Origin of the sequence: Herbiconiux sp., from assembly GCF_004297105.1 — a bacterium.
GTDB lineage: Bacteria > Actinomycetota > Actinomycetes > Actinomycetales > Microbacteriaceae > Herbiconiux.
The window spans coordinates 96,786-110,158 of sequence record NZ_SCVE01000018.1 but is presented as its reverse complement, the minus strand read 5'-3'; the positions used below and the strand labels follow the sequence as shown (position 1 = coordinate 110,158).

Sequence of the window (13,373 nt, the reverse complement as noted above, 5' to 3'; positions counted from 1 at the left end):
CCCATGCTCCACCTGACACTCACCGAGATCGCCGAAGCGCTGCAAGGCGACCTCGTGATCCTTCCCGACGCCGAAGCCGCCGGCTGGTCGGCCGATTCCATCGTCGACGGCACCGTCGACACCGACTCGCGCCTCATCGGCACGGGTGACATCTTCGTGGCCAAGCGCGGCGAGTTCGACGACGGTCACCGCTTCGTGCCGCAGGCCGTCGAGGCCGGCGCCGCCCTCGTGGTCGTGGAGGAGCCGGCGCCCGTTGCCGTGCCACAGATCGTGGTGGCCGATTCCGTGCTCGCGCTCGGTCATTTCGCCACCGAGGTCGTGCGCCGGGTGCAGGCCGGTGGCGAGCTGAAGATCGTGGGCATCACGGGCTCCAACGGCAAGACCACCACCAAGAACCTGCTGAAGGCCATCCTCGAGCGGGTGGGCGAGACCGTCGCGCCGCGCGATTCGTTCAACAACGAGGTGGGCGCCCCGCTCACGATGCTGAAGCTCACTCTCGGCACGAGGTATCTCGTGGCCGAGATGGGGGCGAGCGGCAAAGGCGAGATCACCCGCCTCATCCGCATGGCGAAGCCCGACGTCGGCGTGGTGCTCACCGTCGGCCTCGCCCACGCGGGGGAGTTCGGCGGAATCGAGACGACACTCGCCACCAAGACCGAGATGGTTCAAGACCTCCTGCCGGCCGACACGGCCGTGCTCAACATCGACGACACCCGTGTGGCCGGCATGGCCGACAAGACCGCGGCTCAGGTGCTGTGGTTCGGTCTCTCGGACGCCGCGCAGGTGCGCGCCACCGACATCGACGCCACGGGATCGGGCACGAGCTTCGTGCTGCACCTGCCGAACGGCGAGAGCCGGCCCGTGCGTTTCGCCGTGCTCGGCGAGCACCACGTGATGAACGCGCTGGCTGCCGCATCCGCCGCCCACGTGCTCGGGGTGCCGATCGATTCGATCGTCGAGGGGCTCGAGTCGGTCATCCGTGCCGAGCGCTGGCGCATGGAGCTCATGGGCGGCCGCGACGGCGTGCGCGTGATCAACGATGCCTACAACGCGAGCCCCGACTCGATGTCGGCCGCCCTCAAGACGCTCGCGCAGATCGCGGAGCCCGGCCAGCGCACCGTCGCGGTGCTCGGCGAGATGAGCGAGCTCGGCGAGTTCTCGGTGGAGGAGCACGACCGCATCGGCCGCATGGTGGTGCGGCTCAACATCGAGAAGCTCTTCGTGGTGGGAGAGGGCGCCCGCGCTCTGCATCTCGCCGCCAACCACGAGGGCTCCTGGGACGGCGAGGCCGTGTTCGCGGCCGACGCCGACGAGGCGTTCGAGCTGATCTCGCGCGACATCCGCGCCGACGACCTCATCCTCGTGAAGTCGTCCAACTCCGCGGGCCTCCGGTTCCTCGGCGATCGCATCGCGGAGGCCTACTCGTGATCACACTGCTCGCATCGGCGTCTCTGTCGCTGGCGTTCTCGCTCTTCCTGACGCCCGTCTTCATCCGCATCTTCAAGCGCTTCGCCTGGGGTCAGTTCATCAACATCGACACCCCGGATGCCCACCACGTCAAGCGGGGAACGCCCACGATGGGCGGCATCGTCATCATCCTGGCGGTGCTCTTCGGCTACTTCGTGTCGGCACTCGTGACGCAGGAGCCGCCCACCGTGTCGGGCCTGCTCGTGCTGTTCCTCATGACGGGGCTCGGTCTCGTCGGGTTCCTCGACGACTTCCTGAAGGTGCACAAGGAGCGCAGCCTCGGGCTCAGCCCCATCGCGAAGATCATCGGCCAGGTCATCGTGGGCGTGGTGTTCGCGTTGCTGGCCATCCAGTTCCCGAACTCCGCAGGCGAGACGCCGGCCTCGACCCAGATCTCGTTCATCCGCGACCTGCCGTTCGACTTCCTCGCCTGGGGGGTCATCGCCGGCACCATCGCGTTCGTGATCTGGATCTCGGTGATGGTGATCGCCACCTCGAACGCCGTGAACCTCACCGACGGGCTCGACGGGCTCGCGCCGGGGTCGAGCATCCTGGCCATCGGCTCCTTCGTGATCATCGGCTTCTGGCAGTTCAACCAGTCGTGCCAGAGCTCGACGCTCGACTTCGACGTTCTCGACAAGTGCTACGACGTGCGCGACCCGCTCGATCTCGCCGTGGTGGCGGCCACCATCGTGGGAGCGCTCATCGGGTTCCTCTGGTGGAACACCAACCCCGCCAAGATCTTCCTCGGTGACACCGGCTCGCTGGCCCTCGGTGGTGCGCTGGCCGCCCTCGCCATCCTCGCCCGCACCGAACTGCTCCTCATCCTCATCGGCGGTATCTTCGTGATCGTGGCCGGCCAGGTGGCGGTGCAGCTCACCTACTTCAAGCTCACCAAGGGCAAACGCATCTGGCGGGCCAGCCCGCTGCACCATCACTTCGAGATGAAGGGGTGGGCCGAGGTCACCATCGTGGTGCGCTTCTGGATCATCGGGGGTCTCCTCGTGGCGGGCGCCGTGGGCTCCTTCTACCTCGAGTGGCTCTCGCGCTGATGAGCCGCGATCTCGACGAGCTCCGCAGCTGGCACGCCGACTGGACGGGCCTGCGGGTGGCCGTGCTGGGGCTCGGCGTCACCGGCTTCTCAGTGGCCGACACCCTCACCGAGCTGGGCGCATCCGTTCTCGTCGTGGCCGAGAAGGCCTCGAAGGAGTACTCCGACCTCGTGCCCGTGATCGGTGCCCGGCTCGTTCTGGCACCGAAGGGCGAGGTGCCGGCCGAACTCGCCGACTTCGAGCCCGAACTCGTGGTGGCCTCGCCCGGCTACCACCCGGATGACCCGCTGCTCGTCTGGGCGGGCGAGCGGGGCATCGCCGTCTGGGGCGACGTGGAGCTCGCCTGGCGGGTGCGCGACAAGGTCGTGCGCGCCGACACAGGAGCCCCGGCCGACTGGATCGCCGTCACCGGCACCAACGGCAAGACCACCACGGTGCAACTCACCGCATCGATGCTGCTGGCCGCGGGCCACCGTGTGGCGCCGTGCGGCAACATCGGTATCCCTGTGCTCGACGCCATCCGCGACCCGCAGGGCTTCGACGTGCTCGTGGTGGAGCTCTCGAGCTATCAGTTGCACTCGACGTCGAGCATGTCGCCCTATGCCTCCGTGGTGCTGAACGTGGCCGACGACCACCTCGACTGGCACGGCTCGTTCGAGGCCTACGCGGCCGCCAAGGCGCGCGTGTACACCAACACCCGGCATGCCTGTGTCTACAACAAGGCGGATGCGCTCACGATGTCGATGGTGGAGGAGGCCGAGGTGATCGAGGGCGCCCGCGCCATCGGTTTCGGTCTCGGCGTTCCCGGCATGAGCGATTTCGGTGTGGTCGATGGAATCCTCGTCGACCGGGCGTTTCTCGACGAACGCCGGGACTCGGCGCTCGAGATCGCCACGCTCGACGAGCTGCGCTCGCGCGGGCTCGGTGCTCCGCACACCGTGGCCGACGTGCTCGCCGCGGCCGCTCTCGCGCGCAGCTACGGCATCTCGGTGGAGGCCGTGCGTGCCGCCCTCGCCACCTTCACGCTCGACCGCCATCGCATCGAGCACATCGTGACCGCAGGCGGCGTGACCTGGGTGGACGACTCCAAGGCCACGAACCCGCACGCGGCCGAAGCGTCGATCCGCGCCTATCCCTCGATCGTGTGGGTGGTCGGTGGGTTGCTCAAGGGCGTCGACATCGACCCGCTCGTGCGGGCTTCGGTCGGCGTGCCCGAGGGCGCCCCGGATGGCACGCCGCCCGGTTCTCGGGTTCGCGCCGTCGTCGTGATCGGGGTCGAGCGCGACGAGGTGCTGGCCTCCATCCGGCGACACGCGCCGGAGCTTCCCGTGTTCGAGGTCGACCACGATGAGACTGGTGATGTGATGTCGCGTGCAGTCGCTCTGGCGGCGGCCGCGGCGGAGCCCGGAGACGTGGTGCTGCTCGCACCGGCAGCGGCTTCGATGGATCAGTTCGACGACTACGCCGACCGGGGCGACCGGTTCGCGCAGGCAGTGCGCAGACATGTGGGAGGCACGGATGGTGACGACTCCCACGCGAACCCTCCCGCGGTTCGGCCGGAGTAGGTCTCCTCAGAACTCCAAGAACAGCCAGAACGCGCAGGACGCCGCATCCGGAAGCGCGTATTCGGCACGCATCTCGCTCGGCCAGGTGTTCACGGCCGAGTCGGGCAACTACTTCCTCCTGCTCGGCACCACGCTCTTCCTCGTGCTGCTCGGACTCGTGATGGTGCTCTCGTCGAGCTCGATCGACTCGTTCACCCAGCGGCAGGGCTTCTTCGGCGTGTTCTCGAAACAGGGACTCTTCGCGCTGATCGGCATCCCGCTGATGCTCGTGGTGTCGCGTCTGCCCATCCGCTTCTGGAAACGCTGGGCCTGGCTCGCCATCTTCGTGGCCATCGGCGTGCAGATGCTCGTGTTCACCCCTCTCGGCGACGAAGTGGGCGGCAACCTCAACTGGATCGCCATCGGCAGTTACACCTTCCAGCCCTCCGAGCTGGTGAAGCTCGCCCTCGTGGTGTGGATGGGCGCCATCCTCGCCAAGAAGGAGATGCTGCTCGGCAAGATGGGGCACATCGTCATCCCGATCCTGCCCGTGGCGGGTGGCGCCATCCTGCTGGTGCTGCTCGGTGGTGACCTCGGAACCGTCATGATCATGGCGGGTCTCGTGTTCGGTGCCCTCTTCTTCGCCGGCATCAAGATCCGGATGCTCATCCTCCCCGTGATCGCCGGTGCGATCATCGCCGTGATCGTGGCCTTCTCGAGCGCGAGCCGTTCCGACCGCATCGCCGCGTTCTTCAACGGCAAGGGAACCGACTACGAGGGCACCGACTGGCAGGCCCAGCACGGCGAGTGGGCCATGGCCAACGGCGGCGTGTTCGGGGTGGGGCTCGGCAACTCCAAGGCGAAATGGTCGTGGTTGCCCGCGGCCGACAACGACTACATCTTCGCGATCATCGGCGAGGAGCTCGGGCTCGTGGGCGCCATCGTGGTGCTGCTGCTCTTCATCGCCCTCGCCATCGCGTTCGTGCGCATCATCCGCTCGTCGAACGACATGTTCTCGAAGGTCGTCACCGGTGCGGTGATGGTGTGGCTCGTCGGCCAGGCGTTCGTGAACATCGCCGTCGTCGTGGGGCTGCTGCCGGTTCTCGGAGTGCCGCTCCCGCTCATCTCCTCGGGAGGCTCGGCTCTGCTCACGACTCTGGCGGCGATCGGCATCGTGCTCGGGGTGGCCCGTGAGAACGCGGGCCAGAGCAGGGAACAGGCCGCACGGTGACCGCGTACCTCCTCGCGGGAGGCGGCACGGCCGGGCACGTGAACCCCCTGCTCGCCACCGCCGACGAACTGCGCCGCCGTGATCCGTCGGCCGAGATCCTCGTGCTCGGCACGGCAGAAGGCCTCGAGTCCCGGCTCGTTCCCGAGCGCGGCTACGAGCTGCTCACCATCCCGCGGCTGCCGTTCCCGCGCCGGCCGAACGGCGCCGCGCTGCGCTTCCCGGGGGCCTTCCGGCGCACGATCGCCTCGGTGGCCGGCACCATCCGCACGCGTGGCGTCGACGTCGTGGTGGGCTTCGGCGGCTACGCCTCCGCGCCCGGGTACCTCGCCGCGCGGCGCGCGTCGGTGCCGTTCGTCATCCACGAGGGCAATGCGAAGCCGGGGCTGGCCAATCGGCTCGGCGCGCGGTACTCGCCCTGGGTGGGAGTGACATTCGCGGCCACCCCGCTGCCGCACGCGACCCTCGTGGGCATGCCGCTGCGCACCGAGGTGACGGCGTTGGCCGACCCGGATGCCCGCTCCCGCGCCGCCGCCGAGGCGCACTCGTTCTTCGGCCTCGACCCGGCCCGGCCCACGCTGCTCGTGACAGGCGGGTCGCTCGGCGCCCGGCGCATCAACGCCACGGTGCACGCGTCGGCATCCGCCCTGCTGGGTGCCGGCTGGAACGTGCTGCACATCGCCGGCAACCGCTCCGAGGTCTCCGACCCGGGCCTGCCCGGATACGCCTACCTCGAGTACTGCGACCGGATGGATCTCGCCCTGGCGGTGGCCGACTTCGCCCTCTCCCGGGCAGGAGCCTCGACCGTGTGCGAGATCGGTGCCCTCGGCATCCCGTCGGTTCTCGTGCCGTACCCCGTGGGCAACGGCGAGCAGCGCTTCAACGCCGCCGATCTCGTCGATGCGGGCGGCGCGCTCCTCGTGGCCGATGCCGCGTTCGACCCGCACTGGGTGCAGAGCACGGTGCTACCGATCCTCGCCGACCCCGAGCGCATCGCCACGATGGCCGCCGCGGCCCGGAGCACCGGTATCGCCGACGGCGACGCCCGGCTCGCGGCGCTCGTGCAGCGGGCGCTCGATGGGCGCGTGCTGAACAAGGACGTCTCCGCGTGAGCGTAACGTTGAACCCATGATCAAGCCCGACCTCGACATCGAGATCCCCGAAACCCTCGGCGCCGTGCACTTCGTGGGCATCGGAGGGGCGGGCATGAGCGGCATCGCCCGCCTGTTCGCCGCATCCGGCCTCACCGTGACCGGCTCCGACCGCACCGACTCGAAGACCGCGGCCAAGCTGCGCGCCATCGGCATCCCCGTGGCGGTGGGGCACGACGCCGCGAACGTGGGCGACGCCGACACCCTCGTGGTGACGAGCGCGCTCTGGCCCGACAACCCCGAGTACCTGCTCGCCCGAGAGCGCGGGATGACCATCCTGCACCGCTCGCAGGCCCTCGCCTGGCTCACGAACCGCCGCCGCCTCATCTCGGTGGCGGGCGCGCACGGCAAGACCACGTCGACCGGGATGATCGTCACCGCGCTGCTCGAACTCGACCAGGAGCCGAGTTTCGTGAACGGCGGGGTGATCTCCGAGCTCGGTACCTCGTCGGCCTTCGGCGACGGCGAGCTCTTCGTGGTGGAGGCCGACGAGTCCGACGGCTCGTTCCTGCTCTACGACACCGCCGTCGCGCTCATCACGAACGTCGACCCCGACCACCTCGACCACTACGGCTCGAAAGAGGCCGTCGAAGACGCTTTCGTGCAGTTCGCGGATGCCGCGAACGAACTCGTGGTGATCTCCTCCGACGACGCAGGGGCGCTGCGGGTGTCGTCGCGACTGGCGCATCCGCGGGTCTCGACCTTCGGTGAAGCCGCCGACGCCGATTTCCGCGTGCACTCCATCGTGGCCGACGGCCCGGTCTCGTTCGTGATCGACCACCAGGGGGCGAGCTACCCCGGCCGCCTGCGTGTTCCCGGGCACCACAACGCCATCAACGCCGCGGGTGCGGTGGCGGTTCTGGTGGGTCTCGGTTTCGCTCCGGATGCGGCGGTCGCCGCGGTCGGCGCGTTCGGCGGCACCGGCCGGCGGTTCGAGCTCCACGGCACCGTCGGCGGCGTCAGCGTGTACGACGACTACGCGCACCACCCCACGGAGGTCGATGCAGCCCTCACCGCCGCGCGCACCGTCGTGGGGGAGGGGCGCATCATCGCGGTGCACCAGCCCCACCTCTACAGCCGTACGAAGCTCATGGCCGGCGAATTCGCCGAGACGCTCGAGCGCACCGCCGACTTCACGATCGTGCTCGAGGTGTGCGGCGCCCGCGAAGACCCGATCGAGGGCGTCACCGGCGCCCTGGTATCGGAGCGCTTCGCCGACCCCGCGCACGTGGCGTACATCGACGACTGGCAGCGCGCCGCCGACTACCTCGGCGAGATCGCCGAGCCCGGCGACTTCGTGGTGACGCTCGGCTGCGGCGACGTGAACCTCATCGTGCCGCAACTGCTCGAGTCGCTCGAGCGGGCGTCGGGAGAGGGTGAGCTCGAGGCCACCACCTCCGCACCAGGAGGAGCGTGAAACGACCACCCGGCATCACGCCGCCACCCCCGCCCGCGGAGCCCGAGCCGACAGAGCCACCTGCGCGCGGCCGTGGCCGTGGTGCGAAGACGACGGAGCGGCAGGCGGCCGCCCGTCCACCGAAGCCCCCGCGCACCTCGGTCTCGGCCCGGGATGCGGCGGAGACCGCCCCGATCGAGCGCCTCGGCACGAGCGGTCGAGGTGCGGTCGCGCCGCCGACGGCTCCCCGGGATGCCGCCGAGACAGCGCCTATCGGCCGTCTCGGTGCCCGCGGCCGGAACGGCGCTCCGACCTCGTCGGTGACCCCGGATGCGGCGGAGACCGCGCCGATCGGACGGCTCGGCACGCGTGGCCGGGGATCTGCGGCCGCGACCGCTGGCCCCGATGCGGCCGAGACCGTGCCGGTCACCCGGCTGGGTTCCGGTGCGGGCAATGCCACCACGACGGCGCCCCCACTCCGCACCGGTGGCCGGGAGACTGCGGATCCGTCCGCTCCATCGGTCCCCGACTACGCCAGCGGCGACGCACGGCGCGAGCTGCGCAAGGCCACCCGTCGGCGTCGGCGCTACGAGCGCTCTGAGGCGCGGCGCTTCACGCAGCGGTCGCGCCGGCGGCGGCTCACCTGGATCGTGGTCGGTGCCTCCCTCGCGGGTCTCGTGCTCGTGGTGCTGCTCGCGGCCTATTCGCCGTTGCTCGCCGTGCGGACGCTGGCGATCGAGGGCACCTCGCGGCTCGACGCGGCATCCGTCACTGCGGCGCTCCAGCCGCAGATCGGCAAGCCGCTCGCCCTCGTCGACTACGGCGCGATCGAGTCGGAGCTGGCCGGGTTCCCCCTGATCGCGTCGTACTCCGTCGAGGCGAGGCCGCCCGACACCCTCGCCGTGCGCATCGTCGAGCGGCGACCGGTGGCGCAGGTGCAGTCGGCGGCGGGGTTCGATCTGATCGATGCCGCCGGAGTGACCGTGCAGCAGTCGGCCGAGCGCATCGCGGGATTCCCCCTCATCGACCTCGGCGGCACCCAGATCGGCAGCCGTGGCTTCGATGCCGCTGCCGCCGTCCTCGCCTCGCTCCCCGACGCGATCCTCAGTCAGGTCGACCGGGTCAGCGGCAGTACGCCCGACAGCGTCACGATGGTGTTCGGCGGAGTGGGCCAGCGCGTGGTGTGGGGGAGTGCGGAGGACAGCGACCTCAAGTCGCGCATCCTGGAGCGCCTCATCGCCACCCAGGATCCGAACAAGGTCGTCGAGTACGACGTATCGAGCCCGCAGAGCCCCGTCATCCGCTGATCCGATTGCGAACTCCGTGCCGACACGCGGGGGATCATCCGGGCTGGCCGAATTTCGTCGCGTAGCTTCGTCGTAGGAAATACATACTCGGAATAACTTTAACTTTCAAGTTGAACTTTAAGGTTCCAGCGGAGGCCGGACGTGACTTCAAACCAGAACTACCTCGCCGTGATCAAGGTCGTCGGCATCGGCGGCGGTGGCGTGAACGCCGTCAACCGCATGATCGAGCTCGGGCTCCGCGGAGTCGAGTTCATCGCCATCAACACGGATGCGCAGGCGCTCCTGATGAGCGACGCCGACGTGAAGCTCGACGTGGGCCGCGAGATCACCCGCGGCCTCGGCGCCGGCGCCGACCCCGAGGTGGGCCGACGCGCCGCCGAAGACCACGCCGAGGAGATCGAGGAGGCCCTCGCCGGGGCCGACATGGTCTTCGTCACGGCCGGTGAGGGCGGTGGAACCGGCACCGGTGGCGCGCCCGTCGTGGCCCGCATCGCCAAGTCGATCGGTGCACTCACCATCGGTGTCGTCACGAAGCCCTTCGGCTTCGAGGGCAAGCGCCGCGCCGCCCAGGCCGAAGACGGCGTCGCCACTCTCAAGAACGAGGTCGACACCCTCATCGTGGTGCCGAACGACCGCCTGCTCGAGATCAGCGACCGCGGCATCAGCATGCTCGAGGCGTTCTCCACTGCCGACCAGGTGCTGCTCGCCGGTGTGCAGGGCATCACCGACCTCATCACCACGCCGGGTCTCATCAACCTCGACTTCGCCGACGTCAAGTCGGTCATGCAGGGTGCGGGGTCCGCGCTCATGGGCATCGGCTCGTCACGCGGCGCCGACCGGGCCATCAAGGCCGCCGAGCTGGCCGTCGCCAGCCCGTTGCTCGAAGCCTCGATCGACGGTGCGCACGGCGTGCTGCTCTCGATCCAGGGCGGGTCGAACCTCGGCATCTTCGAGATCAACGATGCCGCCAAGCTGGTGCAGGATGCGGTGCACCCCGAGGCCAACATCATCTTCGGTGCCGTCATCGACGACACGCTGGGCGACGAAGTGCGCGTCACGGTCATCGCCGCCGGATTCGACGGAGGCGAGCCCTCCTCGAGCGCTCCGGCCGCCGATACCCGTCGCGGCAGCTTCGTCGGCAACTCCGAGGAGGTCGACCCCTTCGGCCGTGGCGGCACCGCCACCGCGACCCTCCGGCGCGAGCAGAAGGCGGAGCCGGCCGAGGAGGCCTCGACCCAGTCCTGGTCGACCCCCGCGGCCGATCTCGGGCTCACCGGTGCCGTGGCCCTCGACCCGGCCTCCGAAGACGATGACGCCGACCTGGACGTGCCCGACTTCCTGAAGTAGGAGCCTCCGCCGTGACCGACTCCCCGGAGCACTCCCCGGTCCCGCTCGCCGAACGTGTCGAGCGGGTCACCGGGGCCATCGCGGATGCGGCCCGCGCCGCCGGCCGTGACGCCTCCGCCCTGACGCTCATCGCGATCACGAAGTTCCATCCCGCCTCGCTGGTGCGTGAGCTGCACGCTCTCGGCCTCCGCGACTTCGGCGAGAACCGCCACCAGGAGGCGCGGGAGAAGGCGGCCGAACTCGCCGACCTCGATCTGGCGTGGCACTTCGTGGGCCAGTTGCAGACGAAGAAGGCCCGCCAGGCCCGGGAGTACGCCTCGGTGATCCACTCGGTCGACCGCGAGGCGCTGGTCGACCAGCTGGCTTCGGCCGAGCATCCGCTCGACATCTTCCTGCAGGTGAACCTCACCGACGATCCTGCGCGCGGGGGAGTGCGACCCGAGGAGCTGCCGGCCCTCGCCGAGCGTGCCGCTGCCGCCGACGGCCTGCGCCTGCTCGGTGTGATGGCCGTCGCGCCGCTCGACGAGGAACCGCGGGCCGCCTTCGCGCGGCTGCGCACACTCAGCGAGGCCGTCACGGCGGTGGTGCCGAGCGCCCGCGCGATCTCGGCGGGCATGTCGCACGACTTCGCCGAAGCCATCGCCGAGGGCGCGACACACCTGCGCATCGGCACGGCAATCACCGGAAACCGGCCACCACGCGATTAATCTCGGGTTTAGGAAAAGTAACTGCAACCGGAGGTTCTGATGGCCAACCCACTTCGCAAGACCATGGTGTACCTGGGTCTCGCTGACGAAGAGCTCGAGTACGAGGCGGAAGCCGCGCCCGCGAAGTCTCCCGTCGCGCCCGTTCCGCACCCCCAGGCCGCGCCGGCCCAGCCGGTCGCCAATCGTGCGCCTGTGACACCTCTCCGCAAGACATCGCACACCACTCCCAAGAATGTGGCACCTGCTGAAATGAACGAGATCCTCACCGTCCACCCCAAGCAGTACAAAGACGCGCAGATCATCGCCGAGAACTTCCGCGAGGGCATCCCGGTGATCATCAACCTGTCGCAGATGACGGATGCCGACGCGCGCCGCCTCATCGACTTCGCAGGCGGCCTCTCGCAGGGTCTCTACGGCAAGATCGAGCGCGTCACGAGCAAGGTCTTCCTGCTCTCGCCGTCGCACGTCTCGGTCTCCGGAGACGCCGGTGGCGAGGCGCGTGCGGAATCCTCCTTCTTCGTACAGTCATAATTACTGAGTGGGTTCACTCGTCGCCATCGTCGCGACCGTCGTCTATTTCGCTCTGCTGCTCTACTTCTTCCTGATGTGGGGTCGATTCATCCTCGACCTCGTCCGGACGGTTCGTCGTGACTGGCGGCCGTCCGGAGCCGTGCTCGTGCTCGCCGAGGTGGCGTACACGGTCACGGATCCGCCGATCCGGTTCTTCCGTCGAGTCATCCCGCCACTGCGGGTGGGCGCGATCGCGCTGGATTTCGGCTGGAGCATCACGATGCTCCTCGTCATCGTGGCCCTCTCCGTCGCGGGTTTCGTGCGATCCGCCTGAAGGCGCATGTATCCTGAAGCGACGGCTCCACGCGAATCCGTCCTGTTCACGGGACGTTCGTTCGGAATGTTGCTACGGTTAGCAACGCGTTATCACTGTTTGTCGAAGCAATAAAGGTGGAAAACCATGGCGTTAACTCCGGATGATGTTGTTAACAAGAGATTTTCTCAGACCAAGTTCCGCGAGGGATACGACCAGGACGAGGTCGATGACTTCCTCGACGAGGTGGTCGTCGAGCTCCGACGTCTGACCCAGGAGAACGAGGAGCTGAAGGCTCAGCTCGAGTCCGGTGCATCCGCTCCGGTGGCAGCCGCCCCTGCGGCCGAGACCGCCGACGAGGTCGTCGAGGCTCCGGCACCCGTCGCCGAGGTTCCCGCGCCCGTCGCCGCTGCTCCTGTCGCCGCCCCCGCGGCCGATGTCGACGACGAGACCGGTTCGACCACGAACCTCCTGCAGCTCGCCCGTCGTCTCCACGACGAGCACGTCAAAGAAGGTGCCGACAAGCGCGACGCCCTCATCGCCGAGGGTCACGCCACGGCCGCCCGTATCGTGGCCGAGGCCGAGACCAAGCAGCGCAACGAGCTGGCCCGTCTCAACCAGGAGAAGGCCGGCATCGAGCACCGCATCGACGAGCTGCGCACCTTCGAGAAGGACTACCGTGCGGGTCTCAAGACCTACATCGAAGACCAGCTCAAAGACCTGACCTCGTCGAGCGTCGACAGCGACAAGGCGCCGTCGACCACGTCGAGCTTCAGCGGCTTTGGCGGATAGCGACAGCTCGAAAGGCACCCCCCGGGTCCTGATCGTTCTGATCGTCGTCGCGGCAGCGTCGATCGTCATCGATCAGGTCGCAAAGTTCCTGGTCGTACAGAACCTCGAATTGGGTGAGGTCGTCCCCGTTGTGGGCGACCTCATCCAATTTCACTTTGTGAAGAACTCCGGCGCGGCCTTCTCGATCGGAAATGCATATACCTGGATCTTCTCGATCCTCGCCGCCGCGGTCACCGTCTTCATCATCTGGTTCGCCCGGCGCATCCGCTCGTTCGCCTGGGCGTGGGTGTTCGGTCTACTGCTCGGCGGCACGATCGGCAACCTGATCGACCGGCTGTTCAAGGAGCCCGGCTTCGGTGTGGGGCACGTGATCGACTTCATCACGATCCCGCTGCTGCCGGCCATCTTCAACCTCGCCGATGTCTCGATCACGGCCGCCATGGTGCTGTTCCTGATCCTCACGATCCGCGGCGTGGGTCTCGACGGCAAGCGCGGTTCGCGCGACCCCGAGCCCCAGCCCGAACCCGCGCCCGTCGAGGACGAATCCGAGAAGGTCTGA

The 13,373-nt window shown here is 68.7% G+C and carries 13 protein-coding genes; all 13 read left to right on the top strand.

All coding sequences use genetic code 11. The annotated features are described in order from the left end of the window. Positions 1–3 precede the first annotated feature (3 nt). The 13 genes from murF (at position 4) to lspA (ending at position 13,373) form a co-directional block, all read left to right on the top strand. The gene (gene murF / locus EPO52_RS14130; RefSeq protein ID WP_290807606.1) at positions 4–1,428 is read left to right on the top strand and encodes a UDP-N-acetylmuramoyl-tripeptide--D-alanyl-D-alanine ligase; all 1,425 of its coding nucleotides are present in this window, start codon (positions 4–6) and stop codon (positions 1,426–1,428) included. Beyond that, positions 1,425–2,519, top strand: coding sequence for a phospho-N-acetylmuramoyl-pentapeptide-transferase (mraY, locus tag EPO52_RS14125; protein WP_290807604.1), 1,095 nt, complete (start codon positions 1,425–1,427; stop codon positions 2,517–2,519). The genes murF and mraY overlap by 4 nt, the downstream gene beginning before the upstream one ends. Beyond that, positions 2,519–4,084: a UDP-N-acetylmuramoyl-L-alanine--D-glutamate ligase gene (gene murD / locus EPO52_RS14120; protein ID WP_290807602.1), complete on the top strand. Its 1,566-nt coding sequence runs from the start codon at positions 2,519–2,521 to the stop codon at positions 4,082–4,084. The genes mraY and murD overlap by 1 nt, the downstream gene beginning before the upstream one ends. Then, on the top strand, positions 4,038–5,294 hold the full coding sequence (gene ftsW / locus EPO52_RS14115; RefSeq protein ID WP_290807600.1) for a putative lipid II flippase FtsW: 1,257 nt from the start codon (positions 4,038–4,040) through the stop codon (positions 5,292–5,294). The genes murD and ftsW overlap by 47 nt, the downstream gene beginning before the upstream one ends. Further along, positions 5,291–6,403 carry a UDP-N-acetylglucosamine--N-acetylmuramyl-(pentapeptide) pyrophosphoryl-undecaprenol N-acetylglucosamine transferase gene (locus tag EPO52_RS14110; protein WP_290807598.1) on the top strand — a complete coding sequence of 371 codons (1,113 nt, stop codon included), beginning with the start codon at positions 5,291–5,293 and terminating at the stop codon, positions 6,401–6,403. Before ftsW ends, EPO52_RS14110 begins: the two co-directional genes overlap by 4 nt. A gap of 16 nt (positions 6,404–6,419) precedes the next feature. After that, a complete protein-coding gene (murC, locus tag EPO52_RS14105; RefSeq protein WP_290807596.1) occupies positions 6,420–7,859 on the top strand; it encodes a UDP-N-acetylmuramate--L-alanine ligase in 1,440 nt (479 codons plus the stop codon). Further along, positions 7,856–9,145, top strand: a complete 1,290-nt coding sequence (locus EPO52_RS14100; protein ID WP_290807594.1) for an FtsQ-type POTRA domain-containing protein — start codon at positions 7,856–7,858, stop codon at positions 9,143–9,145. Before murC ends, EPO52_RS14100 begins: the two co-directional genes overlap by 4 nt. A 141-nt stretch (positions 9,146–9,286) precedes the next feature. Next, a complete protein-coding gene (ftsZ, locus tag EPO52_RS14095; protein WP_290807592.1) occupies positions 9,287–10,492 on the top strand; it encodes a cell division protein FtsZ in 1,206 nt (401 codons plus the stop codon). A gap of 11 nt (positions 10,493–10,503) precedes the next feature. Further along, on the top strand, positions 10,504–11,199 hold the full coding sequence (locus EPO52_RS14090) for a YggS family pyridoxal phosphate-dependent enzyme (protein ID WP_290807590.1): 696 nt from the start codon (positions 10,504–10,506) through the stop codon (positions 11,197–11,199). A 39-nt stretch (positions 11,200–11,238) separates the two neighbouring features. Next, positions 11,239–11,730 (top strand): cell division protein SepF, encoded by a 492-nt coding sequence (gene sepF / locus EPO52_RS14085; RefSeq protein ID WP_290807588.1) that lies wholly within the window; start codon positions 11,239–11,241, stop codon positions 11,728–11,730. Positions 11,731–11,737: 7 nt separating this feature from the next. Continuing rightward, positions 11,738–12,043: a YggT family protein gene (locus EPO52_RS14080; protein WP_290807587.1), complete on the top strand. Its 306-nt coding sequence runs from the start codon at positions 11,738–11,740 to the stop codon at positions 12,041–12,043. Between the two features lie 126 nt (positions 12,044–12,169). Continuing rightward, a complete protein-coding gene (locus tag EPO52_RS14075) occupies positions 12,170–12,814 on the top strand; it encodes a DivIVA domain-containing protein (RefSeq protein WP_290807585.1) in 645 nt (214 codons plus the stop codon). Continuing rightward, positions 12,804–13,373 carry a signal peptidase II gene (gene lspA, locus EPO52_RS14070; RefSeq protein WP_290807583.1) on the top strand — a complete coding sequence of 190 codons (570 nt, stop codon included), beginning with the start codon at positions 12,804–12,806 and terminating at the stop codon, positions 13,371–13,373. Before EPO52_RS14075 ends, lspA begins: the two co-directional genes overlap by 11 nt.